Raw genomic sequence first — 14,413 nt, 5'->3', positions numbered from 1 at the left:
TTCTGACATCCTTAAGAGTATATGATAGGAAAGAAAAAAAAGAACCGGAAACTGATATTGGATAAAGAGATTTAAAAGAAGAAGGAGTGCCAGGCACCCCTTCTTCTTAATAATGATCAGTTCACTTGTGTTTCGATTATGATAAACCAATCTGCTGTATGGTTAGCGTTGCACCGGAACCTGCGCTAAGATCCAGTGTTCCCGGTTCTCCCAAAACAGCCAGAGAAATGGTATCTCCAACTGTAAGCGTAGCAAATACTTCAGAAGAATTCGTATTAATATCCCCACCTACGTCAACAAGAGATGGGTCATACGTTACTCCATTTATAAGGATCATACTTGCAAAACTCTCTGGAGTCACAACGTTAACTTGATATCCAATACGATATAATCCAGCTTCAGTGACCGTAAATTCAGTATTTCCTGTATTAGCAGTAATACCCGACAACGTTTGATCATCCGGTAAAGAAATAACTGTAGGTGTAGTCAGATTAATTGTGATTGTATCGCTCTGATTATTAGCCGCAAAAGCAATATCTGGGTTAATAATTGTACCAGTCGGTCCAGTGGGTCCAGTAGCACCATCCGCGCCAGTCGGTCCGGTTGGTCCATCCGCGCCAGTAGGTCCGATAGGTCCATCCGCGCCAGTCGGTCCGGTTGGTCCATCCGCGCCAGTCGGTCCGATAGGTCCATCCGCACCGGTCGGTCCGATAGGTCCATCCGCGCCAGTCGGTCCGGTTGGTCCATCCGCGCCAGTCGGTCCGATAGGTCCATCCGCGCCAGTCGGTCCGGTTGGTCCATCCGCGCCAGTCGGTCCGATAGGTCCATCCGCGCCAGTCGGTCCGATAGGTCCATCCGCGCCGGTCGGTCCGATAGGTCCATCCGCACCGGTGGCCCCGTCCGCGCCAGTCGGTCCCACAGGTCCATCCGCGCCAGTAGGTCCGGTCGGCCCAGTAGCCCCTTGCAGACTCGCAAGCCATTCATCTTCCGTTCCGTCGAATCCATTGTCAACGGCTAGTTCATAAGCACTTGCACCAGTCGGTCCCGTCGGTCCGGTGGCTCCATCAGCGCCGGTTGGTCCAATAGGTCCCACAGGTCCATCCGCGCCAGTAGGTCCGGTCGGCCCAGTAGCCCCTTGCAGACTCGCAAGCCATTCATCTTCTGTTCCGTCGAATCCATTGTCAACGGCTAATTCATAAGCACTTGCGCCAGTAGGTCCCGTCGGTCCGGTGGCTCCATCAGCGCCGGTTGGTCCAATAGGTCCCACAGCACCACTCATTTATGCTCAACTCTGTCTGTGAAAAAAGGAAGAAATTTTTCAGCTATCTTAGCTTACTTCATTCTCCACCACAGACAGAGTATATTTATTGTTTTCAATGAAATCTACAATACGTTTGTATTCATCATCAAATTTGAAGTGTATCGTTATTTCTCCACCCTCGTGTATATAGATTACTTCTACGAGGTCTGTAAGAATGCCTTGTGACAGTTCTTTTATGTTCTTACATTCTAAAAAAGTCTTGAAATATGGATCATCAGTAGAAACACCTTTTTCCATTGTTCCGATTTCGTCTTTCAGATGCTCAATCACTTTTTCGAGTTGTTCTTCCTGCTGTTCAAATTTATTTTTCATTCTCCGATGCTGTTCAAGAGTAATTTCGCCTCTTTTCCAATCTACATATAAATCGGTAAGCAACTCTTTGGTCTTTTCATATTCTTCCATACGGAGTTTTAAAAGTTGTTCCAAGCGAAGTGATTTTGTTTGGACAACAGGGGCTTTGTTAATATCCTCAATTATGGATTCCAATGAATGAGCCAACTCAATCTGTTTTTGAATTGCCATTAAGACAGCTTTCTCTAAAATATCTAACCGCATTGTGTGTTTGGTACATTTATCTTTTGATTTTCTCTTATATGTAGAGCAGTTATAGTACACAAGTCCTTTTGATGCACGTCTTGTCATGGCTTTATCACAATCTGCACATCTTAGGAAACCTGAAAATAAGTAATTTTCTTTTTTTCCCGGCGGTGTGCGGGTATCCCTTTTTTGCAATTCCTGTGCCATTTCAAAAAGTTCCGCTGTAATAATAGCCTCATGAGTATTTTCCACTTGATACCATTCTTCCTCTGGCATTTTTATCATTTCATGCACCTTATAGCTAATGACTTTTTCTCTACCCTGTACCATAGTTCCGATATAAGTCTTGTTCTGTAAAATTCTTGTGACTGCACTTCCAGACCAAAGACCATCATTTTTTTTGCTATGAGGATTTTTATACTTAAACCCTCTTAGTTTTTTATATAAGGAAGGATTAGGGATACCAAGTTCATTAAGTTTTCGTGAAATGCCCTCCTTACTCATACTCCCTACTAATACTTCATGCTCAATGCCATCGTCATCTATGATAATTTTTGTACTTCCATCTCCATAGACAAACCATTGAAAAATGTTTCTCACTACCTGTGCTGCCTCTTCATCGATAATCAAGGCATTTTTATCTTCAGGGTGTTTTTCATATCCATAGGGGGCGAAAGCACCGATGAACTCTCCGTTACGCCTTTTGGTATCGAATGTCCGTCTAATGTCACTTGATGTCTTATAAGCAAAACGGTCATTCATCAATCCATTAATAGGAACTTCCATTCCACTTACAACTTCTGGATTTAAGTAAGTGTCAATTTTAGGATCGCCAAGCGTGATGAAACGAGTATTATGCAGAGGAAAGAAGTTTTCTAAAAAATAGCCCTGGTCAGAATAGTTACGAAAAGCACGGGAGAGATTTTTACATACAATACAGTTGACTTTCCCCACTTCCACATCATGTATCATTCGTTGAAAGTCAGGTCGTTCATAGTCTGTTCCGGTCAATCCGTCATCAACATAAACATCAACGATTACATACTCTTCTGGAAAAAACTTCTCTAAAAACTCCATTAATATTTTTTTCTGGTTGGTAACACTTAAACTTTCATCATTACCATCATCTTTAGAAAGACGAATATAGAGAGCGATATACCATACGACTTTTTTTAATGCGGCTGTTCTTTCACTTAAACTGGATTTTCTTATGCGTGCCATCTTTGCCTCCAATCCCGCATAACCACATTACTATTATGCCGTATCATATCTATTTTGTCAGCTTTGTCGTATGCGAATAAGAAAATCTCGTAACACAGTTTCAAGGTTTTTTCCAGTTTTAGAAAAGCACACTCTAACGGGAACATTGCCGCAGCGAAAACAGTAGGGATTTTTTATTTGCTCCAGGAAGTCTAATATCTTATCTTCATGGGGCAAGTCTTTTCTTATGTTAATAGCAGAAATATCTACTAATTCCTTTTCTTCTAAAGTTTCAATACTTTGTTCACTCATAGCATCTAATTGTTTGCTTGTAATCATCGGCATTCCTCCTTTCTAATTAGAAAAGACCATAAGGAATATCATAAACTCTCTATTACTATGCTATGAACTACTGAATGTCCATTATGATAAGCAAAACCGGACGGCTGCTGGCACAGCTCCACGGGAATTACACCCTCTCGGCGGTCTGCCGAAACCTTACCTATTGCCTGCGACGCTTTTAACGCTCGGACTATAGCTATAAGGGAGTATCATTGTCCCATTTATATGTCATCGCCTACAAGCTGCCATATTTGTTTTGCGGTTTGATATTATTCGCTCACTCTAAATAGAGGTCATGGCGTATCAATCGCATGGCTCGGTATAAATGGAATGTATCCGGTTTGCCTTATACTGCAAAGCCGTTATCTGACCTGCTTTCTTTATCAAGGAACAACTGCCTAAGTTATCAGGCAATAAAAATTCACTTCATGAATGAACTTTTATTAAATGACAACGAAACCATGAGTGGGAAGTACGGAAAGGGGAGCGTACTTCCCATATGGATTTACCTGTCAAGCCGCATCAAATGTTAGGATTTTGGTAATCAGCTTAGTTTCCAATCTGCGGCGTAACACCTCATCTACGCATAGATGAGGATTGCCGCTTTCGTCATAAAATGTTCTCATTGACAATGCTGCTATGTAGCCTTCATAATGTTTCAGGACGGCATTGATAGCATCCACATCGCCGCTAGAGGCTAATACGATAGCAGGGTAAGAAAGCAGATGATTATTTCTTGTCATATCGCTCATAGATATCTCCCTCCATAAAATTTTTTAGCTGTTGCAATGTGCTTGCTCTTTGGTACTGAACAGTAGAACGCAACATATTCAGCTTGTCCCCAATTTCTCGGTCAGACAATTCAAGAAAATAGGAAAGCAAGATAATATCACGCCTGCGTTCTGGCAGACTTTGTAATGCCTCTGCAATAACATCATCTGTAACAATGATATCGAGACCTAAAACATTGAAAATCTGCTCGGTAACAAAGTATTTGTCCTCTGTATAAAGCTGATCCATTTCTTTCTCAGATAAATCGGAAAAGGACATTTCCCTATCACGCTGGCGTTTCAACTCATCGTAATAATCTCTTGCCTCATGTTTCAGTACCTTTTTGCAAAAGCTATCAAAGGCGTGTCGCTTGCTTTGCTCATGGCTGTTAGGTTTCACATTCCCACCCCCTTTCGGGCGGTGACTCCGCTGTCCCCTTTCGCCACTACTACGGTGGGAATTGCAAAACTGCCAAACTTATTAGTGGATTTCTGAAAAAAATTTAAATAAAATGTAAAAATGCTCGACTGGACACAATCCAATCGAGCATTAGAATTATTATATCTATATTTATGATGTGTGTAAGTACCTAAAAGCCCAAAATGTCCCCATAAATTAAATGGGCTTTTTTTAATAAATATATAAGAATACTATTTATGTAACAAAAAATAAGCACAGCAGTAACCTCCTTATTACCGCCATGCTTTGTATGAGCATATCCATTAATCTTTGTATGTAGTTTTCTCAACAAAAGACGGCGGATAACTAAAACCGCCGTTTCTGCTGATATCACGATAAAGATGCCGCAATAAAATATCTGTCAAAACTGCGGTTTTTAATTTGCCACGAGATAGGCTATTCTTTTATTTTGATATTATAAAGAGTATATCAGTATAATCTGTCTTTTTCTGGCGAATATCCAATAGCTAATATTCAAATTTTAAAAGTAATTCTTCTTTTCCATTTATCAATAAAATACCGCCGTTATACGAAAATCAACGGCGGTATCTTAATTATTTTAACTTTTGTGCTAACTCTTTAACTTTACTCTCAATCAAGCGAATTGTATCCACAAACTCTATATCACTTTTACCCGTTGGATCATCTAATCCCCAATCCTCACGGTGCTTACATGGTAAAAACGGACATTGAACATTACAACCCATTGTTATCACAACATCAATTGGAGGTATATCATTCAGCAATTTTGAATGTTGACTTTTTTCCATATCAATTCCATAAATCTGTTTCATTAACCTTACAGCATCTTGATTTATTTGTGGTTTTGTTTCTGTTCCAGCAGAATAACTTTCAAATACATCAGAGGAAAAGTGCTTTCCAAGTGCTTCCGCAATCTGACTGCGACAAGAATTATGAACGCAGATAAATGCTACTTTTGGTTTATTTTTTATATTTTCCATTAAACCCTCTCTTTATAGTTCTTTTAACTTATTACCTCTAATATCATCGGCACTCCATGCAATTAGAGCAAAGTTCCCGGTGGTATGTTCGGCTACATTGTTTATCCAAGAAACTTCATTGCTTGCTTTTGCAGCTAACATGGCATTAGTTGTTTTTGTATGATAAAGGGATGAGTTGATAACCCACCACTTTGTAGCGATATCAGCACGTTTCAAATCTTCTTCTAATCGCAACGCCTCATAGACGGGAGTAGCCTCCGGCAGTGTTACAATAATAACTTCTGTTTCTTTACTACGTAAACGTGGTAGTAGTTTTTTTACAGAATCAGGTATGTTCCCTTGTGTTCGCTGTACCTCTTTATGGTAGCTTAATGTAGAATCCAGGAGCAACAAAGTGTGTCCTGTAGGTGCGGTATCAATGACAACAACTTCATTTTCCGCACGCTCCACAATTTCAGCAAAGGCACGGAAGACAGCAATTTCCTGTGTACAAGGGGAACGTAAATCTTCCTCAATATAAGCAATATCTTCTTCCGACATAGTTTCACGTGCTTTTGATAAAACTTCCTCTTGATATCTTGCAAGTTCTTCATGTTCATCAATATGGCTCATGGTAATGCCACTGTTCTCATCAAGAACAAATTTCAAATGTGCTGCCGGATCTGTTGTAGTCAAGTGAACTTTCTTTCCTTTTTCAGAAAGACCTAAAGCAATGGCTGCGGCAATCGTCGTTTTGCCAACACCACCCTTACCCATAGTAAATATAACTTTTTTACCGCTATGGTACAAATCATCAATGATGTCTTTTAATTTCGGAATATTCTCAGTTTTAATAGTAGCATCAATGATGGCATAGCTATCTTTTGTCAATAAAGCTCTCACATTTTCCATCCCAGTAATATTGTATGCCCGCAGAGGAATCATATAGGTAGTAACTGTCTGTAAAGGTTTTGGCATATTGGCAAGAGCATTCTGTTGTTTGTTGTATAGGCTCTCGGAGATTGTGTCGTCATGGTCGCTCAAAACTCCGTTGATTACCATAGACTGGTTTACCACGCCAAGCTCCGCCAATTCATGTGAAGCCCGCTCTACTTCTTTCAATGGGGCTGTTTCTGGCCGAGTCACAAGGATTAAAGTTGTTTGATCTCCATCTGACAACGTTTCAACTGCAGTTTTGTACATTTCCTTTTTACTCTCAAGCCCAGATAATTGCCCTAAACAGGATGCTCCATGTGTGCTTTCGCTGATAAAATTGCTCCATGCAGAGGGAAGCTGCAACATTCTAAGGGTATGACCTGTAGGTGCAGTATCAAAAAGAATATGATCGTATTTTTGCTCCATCTCTTTATTGGTGATAAAGTTGGAAAATTCGTTGAAAGCAGCAATCTCCACTGTACATGAACCGGAAAGCTGTTCCTCCATATTAGCAAGAACTGCATCCGGCAATTTGCCACGATATGGGGCGATCACACTTTCCCTGTATTCTGCCGCCGCCTGCATCGGATCAAGGTTTGCTACATCAAGATTGGGTACTTCTGCGATAGGGGTGGCTCTCCCTGAAAGCGGAGTATTGAACACATCCTGTAAATTGGAGGCAGGGTCTGTGCTGACAAGAAGAACCTTTTTTCCGTTGTCTGCAAGATTTACAGCCGTTGCACATGCAACAGATGTTTTGCCAACACCGCCTTTGCCTGTATAAAATAAATATTTTGTTAATGTAATATTTTTTGGATTAAAGACTTGCATCGAGAATCCTCCTTTCATATTTAACAGCAATTTCCATCAGAACAGCAGCAACCACCTTGTGGTGTGGATTTTGATTCGATTAAATAGCTTTCAGGAATCTCAAGTAAAGAAATAAGCTCTTCATTGGTTGGATAGCGGCCTATAATAACAATTTTTTCATCCAGTACTACAACAGGTAGCTCCTCGGCGCCTTTTTCATTAATAAAGTCATTGATTATTTTGTTGTTTACAAAGGCCATTGGTGCACTGCTTAGATTAAAGCGGTCAATTGCCACACCGCTCTTTTTCAATGTGTTTAAAACAGTGGAAATGCGGAGCAATTCTGGGTCAACGCTCACACCACAAAGGCCGGTGTCACAACACATAGCAGGTTCATAGATAGACATTTTTTTCATGATAAATCTCTCCATTCTAATTTGATTATTTTATTTAAAACTCAAGGCAAATTGTTACAGCAGTTTTTCATTGATAGTATCATCATAGAAAATACTGCAAGCAACAAAGACATTGTTTTTTGCTTAGCATATTATTCGACGGAGGTAATACCACACATATTATCAATGCTGTACGTCTTAGTATTATCCTCCGATACTCCATTTATATTGTTTAACCTATATGGAGTTTTTATATCTTTTGAGGCGCCGTTCATATTATTTAGCCCATAAACTGCCTGATGGTTGTTTGATACACCATTCATGTTGTTTATGCTCAGTTTTTCAGTCATACTAAGTCCTCCTTACCAATGTGTTTCTGCTCAAATTATTGTTTGACATTTGGTTCTGGGAACCAATGTGTAGTTTTATTCGCAATTTTCACGAGGAAAAGCATCACAGGAACTTCTGTCAGCACACCGACTACGGTAGCGAGTGCGGCTGGTGAGGTTGTGCCGAACAGAGCAATCGCCACGGCAACAGAAAGCTCAAAAAAATTGGAAGCGCCAATCATTCCGGCAGGAGCCGCAATGTTGTGAGGCAACTTGAGCCATTTGCTTGCAAAATAAGCGATAAAGAAAATGAGGAACGTTTGAATTATCAGCGGTACTGCAATCAATACAATATGCAGTGGGTTATTGATAATTACATCTCCTTGAAAAGAGAATAAAAGCACTAATGTGAGCAATAACCCAATGCTGGTCGCATTATCAAATTTACCAATAAAAGTATTCTCGAAATAGTCAAGCCCCTTATGCTTTGTTACCAGTAAACGGGTCAAAATGCCACCCGCCAATGGAATCACAACAAACAGTATGACGGACAAAATCAGGGTATCCCAAGGCACAGCCACATTGGAAACACCAAGTAAAAACTTTACAATTGGTACGAAAGCAATAAGGATGATGAGGTCATTAGTCGCTACCTGCACCACTGTGTAGGCAGGGTTTCCTTTAGTCAGCGTACTCCACACAAACACCATCGCTGTACAAGGAGCCGCACCTAACAGCACAGCACCAGCCAGATATTCGGTGGCCAGCTCCGGAGTGATGAATGCTTTGAATACCACGAAGAAAAACAGCGAAGCAATGCCATACATAGTAAAGGGTTTGATTAGCCAGTTTGTCACCCATGTAACAAATAGCCCCTTTGGATTTTTGCTTACATTTTTTATGCTTTGAAAATCAACCTTCATCATCATGGGGTAAATCATAACCCATATGAGTATGGCAACAGGAATTGATACATTTGCGTATTCAAACTGATTCAAAAATTCGGGAATTACGGGAAGGAATTTGCCGATAAGAATCCCGGCTACCATGCAAAGTACCACCCAAACGGTTAAGTACTTTTGGAAAAAACCAATCCCTTCTAATTTATTATTGTTACCTTCCAAAACAAAGCCTCCTTTTTGTTATATACATAGACAACTATCTATATGTTGGACAAAAAAATTTTATTTTTTACAAATACAATCCTCCTTGTTTGATGTAATAGTATGCAAAAACATTTTAAATTTTTCTACTTCCTCTGAATTTAAAGAATAGTACGTCCACTTTCCCTCCTTTCGGGCATTGACTAAACCGCAGCTACATAGTATTTTCATATGATGAGATAATGTAGGCTGTGTAATTTTAAATTTTTCTAAAATATCACAAGCACAAAGCTCTCCACATGATAGCATATCTATAATCATAAGTCTGTTCTCATCTGATAGAGCTTTGAAACAGTTAATATTCTGAAAATATTTTCTTTCGTCCATAATATTTTTTCACCTCACATTGATATTCATCTATATGTTTTCAGTATATGCAGTATATAAATTTTTGTCAACTACTATTTTATAAATGTCTATAGATATTAAAAAGTACACAATGTACTTTTAAAAATCGTTTAGCTTTTTCAGTAGGAAATGTAAAATGACATAGGGTGATATTATTATGTCGAAAGATCAAACTAAATATGACTTTAAGGCTATGGGGCAAGCCATAAAGCAAGCTCGAATAAGCCGTGGTTGGACTCGGGAGCAGTTGGCTCAGGAGGTTGACCTTGCTCCCCGATACATCATGTCTCTTGAAAACAATGGTCAACATCCAAGTTTTCAGGTTTTCATTACGCTAATGACACTTTTTAATATATCGGTAGATCAATTTCTTTTCCCCGATAAAGAAAGTAAAAAATCCACACGCCGTCGTCAACTAGATGCAGAGCTTGATGAGTTGGACGAGAAGGACTATATCGTAATGCAGGCTACAGCAAAAGGCTTAAAAAAAGCGAAAACAGAGGGGATTGATTCTCTATGAACAGCTTAATAGGGCAGTGAAGAACACTATGAACAAATATAAGGTTCATGGTGTTTTTCTTTGTAGCTGAATTTAGGGAGAGTAAAGTGGCAAGCAGGGCAAGGTGGTACACACCTTGCGATTTTGCTCAAAATTCCCTTACGGGCATTTTGGCAAATCTGCTTGTTGGGGAGTATCCCCAATCCCCATCGAACACACAATAAATTGTGTGGCTACGCTCCCGTTGGGAGCTAAAAACATAGGAAAGAATTATCTTTGTCCCTGGAATTTTTCTTTCTCTTTCTCCGGTATGCTTTCCCCTAAAAGACGGTCAACATTTGCCTTTGCAGTCAACACATTCTGCATTTCCTTTTTTGCTAAATGGTAGTTTGCATAGGCTTTTTTCTTTTCAGAAATCAATTCAGAATATTCCATTTGCAAAGACTTAACAGTAGGTAATTTCTTGTCCACCAAGCTGTCAAAAGCCGCCTTTGCCGCTTTATGTAAAAGCAAATCAGCAGTATGTTCTTCATAGAATTTTTTAGAGTATCCTGCTTTGCGGTAATCCATATAAACATCACGAGTTTTAAAATAGTTGATGATATGTTTTTTTAGGTCTGAAATCTCTGTCATACGTTTTTCGGCATCCTTAATTCGAGCAGATAGCTGATTGAAATTGTTTGTAACAGCATGTGCTTTTTTTTCCAAATCCTCATAGGCAAGTAGATTGTTTTCCGTAAGATAATTGATAGTTTGTGCCATTTGTTTTAGGTTAAAAATCTTTGCCCATCGTTCATAGCCTGCACCTTTTCCAGCATGCAGTTTCGCCTGAATGTACACTAAAAGATTGACAGGGGATTGTGTTCTTTCAGTCCTCACTTTTCTATTGGAAAGAGCCTTTTTCCCACCAATAATGGTTCTGATTTCTTCCTCAGAATATCCGTCCCCTAAAGACCGTAGGCGAATAAAATTCTTCTGGTTTTGACTCTTAAAACCGATGTGCTTTCCCATCTTAATTTCATATCCTGCCAATTTCATTTCTGATAGAAATGCCTCAAAATCAACAGGTTTTTTTCTAAGAACTTCATCTATTGCAATCCTTATTTTTTCAGAGTGGGAAACCGTCTTTTGATTTCCAAGCCATTTGCCATAATGGTTTTTTCCTCTCTTTGGATTTTCAACAATAGATAATCCATTTTCAAGACAAATACGGTCAGATATTTTGCGGATAGCTCTGCCCGAACCTAAAAAATCACGAAACTTTTTGGTGCAGTCCAATGAGGTAGAATTAAAAATTATATGGTTATGAATATGAGCCTTATCTATATGTGTAGCAACAAAAAAGGCATAATTACCTTTGGTAAACTGCATACCCAATTCATAGCCTAATTGATTAGCAAGTTCTGGTGTAATTTCCCCTGGTTTAAAAGATTGTCGTATCTGATAAAGTATTACATCATTTCCTTGCTCTCTGCCTGTAATGTTGGAATAGATTTTCTTAGACAAAAGAAATTCTCCTTTTACAGTTTTGGGGTCACATTCATGGGAACTGACGTATTTACCATTACCCGTTTTTTTAGGATTTAAAGCGTAATCTACACGTTCAGAAATACAATCAGCAATGGACATTCCTTTATTCTGGTGCATTGAAATTAAGCGGGTAGTTGCCATAAAAAACTCCTTTCCAAATAAGAAAAAGTGCCATTTTCAGGCACTTTTCCTTGCTTGTGCGCCCGGCGGGCGCACGTTCTAACGGGTGAAAGTCCCGAATCCGCCTAGCAGTGGGAAGGATATAGCTGAACACCAAGGTTCTCGCCGTGAGGTTTGAGAGGGCTGAAGGAAGGTGTAGGCAAACCTCTGCCCCAACGAACAGAAACCATTTCAGGCTGAACACGGAGGATAAGACCGCAAGACAGGTCAAAGTCCAATAACTGCACGGAATCCGACACAGTAAAGATGGTGGGGACATGGAGAGAAAGAACGTGTGAGTACCCGGGGAGATCTCACGAACGTGACAAGGTGATAAAACATTCGCCGCCACGGAGTAAAGCTTGCCGTGAGAAGTCAGCAGAGGCCATAGTAAGCCGGTGATTGTAAATACCGGACGAAGGGCTGAACAGTAGGAGGTGTTATTTCCAAATGGAAACCGGACATGGAACTAAGTACAGACAACTTCATATTGAGGACTACCTGCGGATGGTATCTGCGGAACAGAAAGAACAGGCAGGAGTGTACGCCCAAGGAAGGATTACCGGGAACCCTGACACCAACACGGATTTTTGGATGGACAATCTGCTGGACACCATACTTAGAAGCGACAATCTCAACGCCGCATATAAGAAGGTGAAAGCAAACAAGGGAGCCGGTGGTATCGACGGAATGCAGGTGGATGAACTTCTGCCCTATCTGAGAGAACACCAAGGCGAGCTTGTCCGGCAGGTGAGGGAAGGAAAATATAAGCCAAACCCAGTCCGAAGGGTAGAAATACCCAAAGAGGAGAAAGACAAAGTGAGGAAGTTGGGGATACCCACCGTGGTGGACAGGGTAATCCAGCAGGCAATCGCACAGGAACTGACCCCTATTTACGAGGAACAGTTTTCAGACAACAGTTTCGGATTTCGACCCGGCAGAAGTGCGCATGACGCACTGGAAAGATGTAGGAAATACATCAACGAAGGATATATCTATGCAGTCAGCATGGATTTACAAACCTATTTCGACACGGTGAATCACAGCAAACTGATAGAGGTGCTGTCGAGGACGGTAAAGGACGGGAGGGTGATCTCGCTGATACATAAATATCTGAATGCCGGGATAATGGAGGACGGAGGTTTCCAGGAAACGACAGAGGGCGTGCAGCAAGGCAGCCCGTTAAGTCCGCTATGTGGAAATGTTATGCTAAACGAACTGGATAAGGAACTGGAACGCAGAGGGCATAAATACGTGAGATATGCCGACGACTGCCTGATTCTGTGCAAAAGCAGGAAAAGTGCAGAGCGGACGCTGGAAAACATTGTGCCATTTATCACGAGGAAACTGTTTCTGAAAGTCAACCTCCAGAAAACGACGATAAGCCATATCAGCAAAATAAAATACCTCGGCTACGGCTTTTACCGCTATAAAGGGAAATGCCGTATGAGGGTACATCCCAAATCGGTGGCAAAAATGAAGAACCAGCTAAGGGAACTGACGATCAGAGGAAACAAGTGGAGCAATTCGGAAAGAGAAGAGAAACTCCGAAGCTATGTGAATGGGTGGATTAACTATTACCGATATGCGGACATGAAAAGTCTGATGGAACAGACGGACAAGTGGCTGCGCCACAGAATCCGGGCGGTGTACTGGAAGCAATGGAAAAAGGTGCGCACGAGGTACAAAATGCTCCGGGCACTATACCTGTCAGAACGGAAAGTACACGAAATGGCGAATTGTCGGAAAGGAGTGTGGAGAGCGGCGGCAATGCTGAACTCTGCACTCACAAAAACAATCATAGTGGACAGACTCGGCTATCCTTGTATGTCTGCCCACTATCTGAAAGCACGTGTAAACTATTGAACCGCCTTGGTACCGAACGGTATGCCAGGTGGTGTGGAAGGGGGATTAATCCCCCCCTATCCGATTACTTTTCCTCACTTTTCTTTGTTCGGTCTGCCATATAAAGTATAAATTCATCTACTGTGGGAACTTTCCCTTTGCGTGGTATTTTATCCTGATATGCTCTTGTTATATCATTATTATTAGGGCTATTATATGCTGCATCAATCGCTGCCTGCATTTCACGTTTAAGCTCTTCCACAGTAACACCGCTTTGCTTTGCAACCTCTTGGTATATCTTTTTTAGATTCATCTGAAAATCCTCCTATGTATATAGTATTTTCTAAAAAATGGACTGATATTAGTCCCATTATAACAAGAAGTCCCATTAAAATAAAGGATAAAGGACTGATATTAGTCCAAAAAAATCGAGAGGTTTTATATGGGAGAACAGAAAATAAAATCAGATGAAAATATCTTTGTAGGAAAGAACATAAAGGAAATCAGGAAAAAGAAGAATATCGGTCAAACAGAACTTGTAGGATTGCTGCACTTACAAGGTGTTTCGATTACTCGTGAATCTTTGGTAAAGATTGAGAGGGGAGTACAACACATTTACGCCTCACAACTCAGAGGAATAAAAGACGCTTTGCAAACAACCTATGATGAATTACTGAAGTAGGGAAAGCGACTGTTAAGAAATAGCAGAAGTACCAACATAGCACAAGGGTCAAGATAAACGGCTTTGCCGCCCTTGCTCTATGCCGGAACTCCTGCTTTGTGGCAGCTAAGGGGGAAAGCCTGGAAGTGCTTTCGCCCCTTTCATCA

At 40.6% G+C, this 14,413-nt stretch carries 16 protein-coding genes; 3 read left to right on the top strand and 13 right to left on the bottom strand.

What is annotated here, in order from left to right; all coding sequences use genetic code 11:
* Positions 1–136: 136 nt before the first annotated feature.
* The 11 genes from INP51_RS16380 to INP51_RS11195 form a co-directional block, all read right to left on the bottom strand.
* Positions 137–1,279 carry a BclA C-terminal domain-containing protein gene (locus tag INP51_RS16380; RefSeq protein ID WP_193734942.1) on the bottom strand — a complete coding sequence of 381 codons (1,143 nt, stop codon included), beginning with the start codon at positions 1,277–1,279 and terminating at the stop codon, positions 137–139.
* A gap of 48 nt (positions 1,280–1,327) precedes the next feature.
* Positions 1,328–3,079 carry a recombinase family protein gene (locus INP51_RS11240; RefSeq protein WP_193734941.1) on the bottom strand — a complete coding sequence of 584 codons (1,752 nt, stop codon included), beginning with the start codon at positions 3,077–3,079 and terminating at the stop codon, positions 1,328–1,330.
* A 57-nt stretch (positions 3,080–3,136) separates the two neighbouring features.
* Positions 3,137–3,397, bottom strand: coding sequence for a DUF6870 family protein (locus INP51_RS11235; RefSeq protein ID WP_193734940.1), 261 nt, complete (start codon positions 3,395–3,397; stop codon positions 3,137–3,139).
* Positions 3,398–3,912: 515 nt separating this feature from the next.
* A complete protein-coding gene (locus INP51_RS11230) occupies positions 3,913–4,152 on the bottom strand; it encodes a helix-turn-helix domain-containing protein (protein ID WP_193734939.1) in 240 nt (79 codons plus the stop codon).
* On the bottom strand, positions 4,130–4,570 hold the full coding sequence (locus INP51_RS11225; RefSeq protein ID WP_193734938.1) for an RNA polymerase sigma factor: 441 nt from the start codon (positions 4,568–4,570) through the stop codon (positions 4,130–4,132). The genes INP51_RS11230 and INP51_RS11225 overlap by 23 nt, the downstream gene beginning before the upstream one ends.
* A 614-nt stretch (positions 4,571–5,184) precedes the next feature.
* The gene (locus INP51_RS11220) at positions 5,185–5,592 is read right to left on the bottom strand and encodes an arsenate reductase ArsC (protein ID WP_193734937.1); all 408 of its coding nucleotides are present in this window, start codon (positions 5,590–5,592) and stop codon (positions 5,185–5,187) included.
* A 12-nt stretch (positions 5,593–5,604) separates the two neighbouring features.
* The gene (arsA, locus tag INP51_RS11215) at positions 5,605–7,338 is read right to left on the bottom strand and encodes an arsenical pump-driving ATPase (RefSeq protein ID WP_193734936.1); all 1,734 of its coding nucleotides are present in this window, start codon (positions 7,336–7,338) and stop codon (positions 5,605–5,607) included.
* Between the two features lie 20 nt (positions 7,339–7,358).
* The gene (gene arsD, locus INP51_RS11210; RefSeq protein ID WP_193734935.1) at positions 7,359–7,733 is read right to left on the bottom strand and encodes an arsenite efflux transporter metallochaperone ArsD; all 375 of its coding nucleotides are present in this window, start codon (positions 7,731–7,733) and stop codon (positions 7,359–7,361) included.
* Positions 7,734–7,864: 131 nt separating this feature from the next.
* A complete protein-coding gene (locus INP51_RS11205; RefSeq protein WP_193734934.1) occupies positions 7,865–8,062 on the bottom strand; it encodes a hypothetical protein in 198 nt (65 codons plus the stop codon).
* Between the two features lie 35 nt (positions 8,063–8,097).
* On the bottom strand, positions 8,098–9,165 hold the full coding sequence (gene arsB / locus INP51_RS11200) for an ACR3 family arsenite efflux transporter (protein WP_193734933.1): 1,068 nt from the start codon (positions 9,163–9,165) through the stop codon (positions 8,098–8,100).
* A 60-nt stretch (positions 9,166–9,225) separates the two neighbouring features.
* On the bottom strand, positions 9,226–9,531 hold the full coding sequence (locus tag INP51_RS11195; protein WP_193734932.1) for an ArsR/SmtB family transcription factor: 306 nt from the start codon (positions 9,529–9,531) through the stop codon (positions 9,226–9,228).
* Positions 9,532–9,709: 178 nt separating this feature from the next.
* Here INP51_RS11195 and INP51_RS11190 point away from each other — a divergent pair, with 178 nt between their 5' ends.
* Positions 9,710–10,072 carry a helix-turn-helix transcriptional regulator gene (locus INP51_RS11190; RefSeq protein ID WP_193734931.1) on the top strand — a complete coding sequence of 121 codons (363 nt, stop codon included), beginning with the start codon at positions 9,710–9,712 and terminating at the stop codon, positions 10,070–10,072.
* A 249-nt stretch (positions 10,073–10,321) separates the two neighbouring features.
* Here INP51_RS11190 and INP51_RS11185 read toward each other — a convergent pair whose 3' ends face one another.
* Positions 10,322–11,722 (bottom strand): relaxase/mobilization nuclease domain-containing protein, encoded by a 1,401-nt coding sequence (locus INP51_RS11185; protein WP_193734930.1) that lies wholly within the window; start codon positions 11,720–11,722, stop codon positions 10,322–10,324.
* A 468-nt stretch (positions 11,723–12,190) separates the two neighbouring features.
* Here INP51_RS11185 and ltrA point away from each other — a divergent pair, with 468 nt between their 5' ends.
* Entirely contained in the window at positions 12,191–13,606 is a 1,416-nt protein-coding gene (gene ltrA / locus INP51_RS11180; protein ID WP_193734929.1) for a group II intron reverse transcriptase/maturase, read from the top strand.
* Between the two features lie 64 nt (positions 13,607–13,670).
* On the opposite strand, the gene INP51_RS11175 is transcribed toward ltrA, so the two are convergent.
* Entirely contained in the window at positions 13,671–13,898 is a 228-nt protein-coding gene (locus INP51_RS11175) for a sporulation initiation factor Spo0A C-terminal domain-containing protein (RefSeq protein ID WP_193734928.1), read from the bottom strand.
* Between the two features lie 129 nt (positions 13,899–14,027).
* Here INP51_RS11175 and INP51_RS11170 point away from each other — a divergent pair, with 129 nt between their 5' ends.
* Positions 14,028–14,267, top strand: a complete 240-nt coding sequence (locus INP51_RS11170) for a helix-turn-helix domain-containing protein (RefSeq protein ID WP_193734927.1) — start codon at positions 14,028–14,030, stop codon at positions 14,265–14,267.
* Positions 14,268–14,413 lie beyond the last annotated feature (146 nt).

The sequence above is a fragment of the Blautia liquoris genome, assembly GCF_015159595.1.
Taxonomy (GTDB): Bacteria; Bacillota; Clostridia; order Lachnospirales; family Lachnospiraceae; genus Novisyntrophococcus; species Novisyntrophococcus liquoris.
This window is presented reverse-complemented; position numbering and strand designations above follow the sequence as displayed.

Excerpts from the sequence above, each read along its gene's own strand:
- INP51_RS16380 (WP_193734942.1), bottom strand. The coding sequence starts at position 1,279 with ATGAGTGGTGCTGTGGGACCTATTGGACCAACCGGCGCTGATGGAGCC.
- INP51_RS11240 (WP_193734941.1), bottom strand. The coding sequence starts at position 3,079 with ATGGCACGCATAAGAAAATCCAGTTTAAGTGAAAGAACAGCCGCATTA.
- INP51_RS11235 (WP_193734940.1), bottom strand. The coding sequence starts at position 3,397 with ATGATTACAAGCAAACAATTAGATGCTATGAGTGAACAAAGTATTGAA.
- INP51_RS11230 (WP_193734939.1), bottom strand. The coding sequence starts at position 4,152 with ATGAGCGATATGACAAGAAATAATCATCTGCTTTCTTACCCTGCTATC.
- INP51_RS11220 (WP_193734937.1), bottom strand. The coding sequence starts at position 5,592 with ATGGAAAATATAAAAAATAAACCAAAAGTAGCATTTATCTGCGTTCAT.
- arsA (WP_193734936.1), bottom strand. The coding sequence starts at position 7,338 with ATGCAAGTCTTTAATCCAAAAAATATTACATTAACAAAATATTTATTT.
- arsD (WP_193734935.1), bottom strand. The coding sequence starts at position 7,733 with ATGAAAAAAATGTCTATCTATGAACCTGCTATGTGTTGTGACACCGGC.
- INP51_RS11205 (WP_193734934.1), bottom strand. The coding sequence starts at position 8,062 with ATGACTGAAAAACTGAGCATAAACAACATGAATGGTGTATCAAACAAC.
- INP51_RS11195 (WP_193734932.1), bottom strand. The coding sequence starts at position 9,531 with ATGGACGAAAGAAAATATTTTCAGAATATTAACTGTTTCAAAGCTCTA.
- INP51_RS11190 (WP_193734931.1), top strand. The coding sequence starts at position 9,710 with ATGTCGAAAGATCAAACTAAATATGACTTTAAGGCTATGGGGCAAGCC.
- INP51_RS11185 (WP_193734930.1), bottom strand. The coding sequence starts at position 11,722 with ATGGCAACTACCCGCTTAATTTCAATGCACCAGAATAAAGGAATGTCC.
- ltrA (WP_193734929.1), top strand. The coding sequence starts at position 12,191 with ATGGAAACCGGACATGGAACTAAGTACAGACAACTTCATATTGAGGAC.
- INP51_RS11175 (WP_193734928.1), bottom strand. The coding sequence starts at position 13,898 with ATGAATCTAAAAAAGATATACCAAGAGGTTGCAAAGCAAAGCGGTGTT.
- INP51_RS11170 (WP_193734927.1), top strand. The coding sequence starts at position 14,028 with ATGGGAGAACAGAAAATAAAATCAGATGAAAATATCTTTGTAGGAAAG.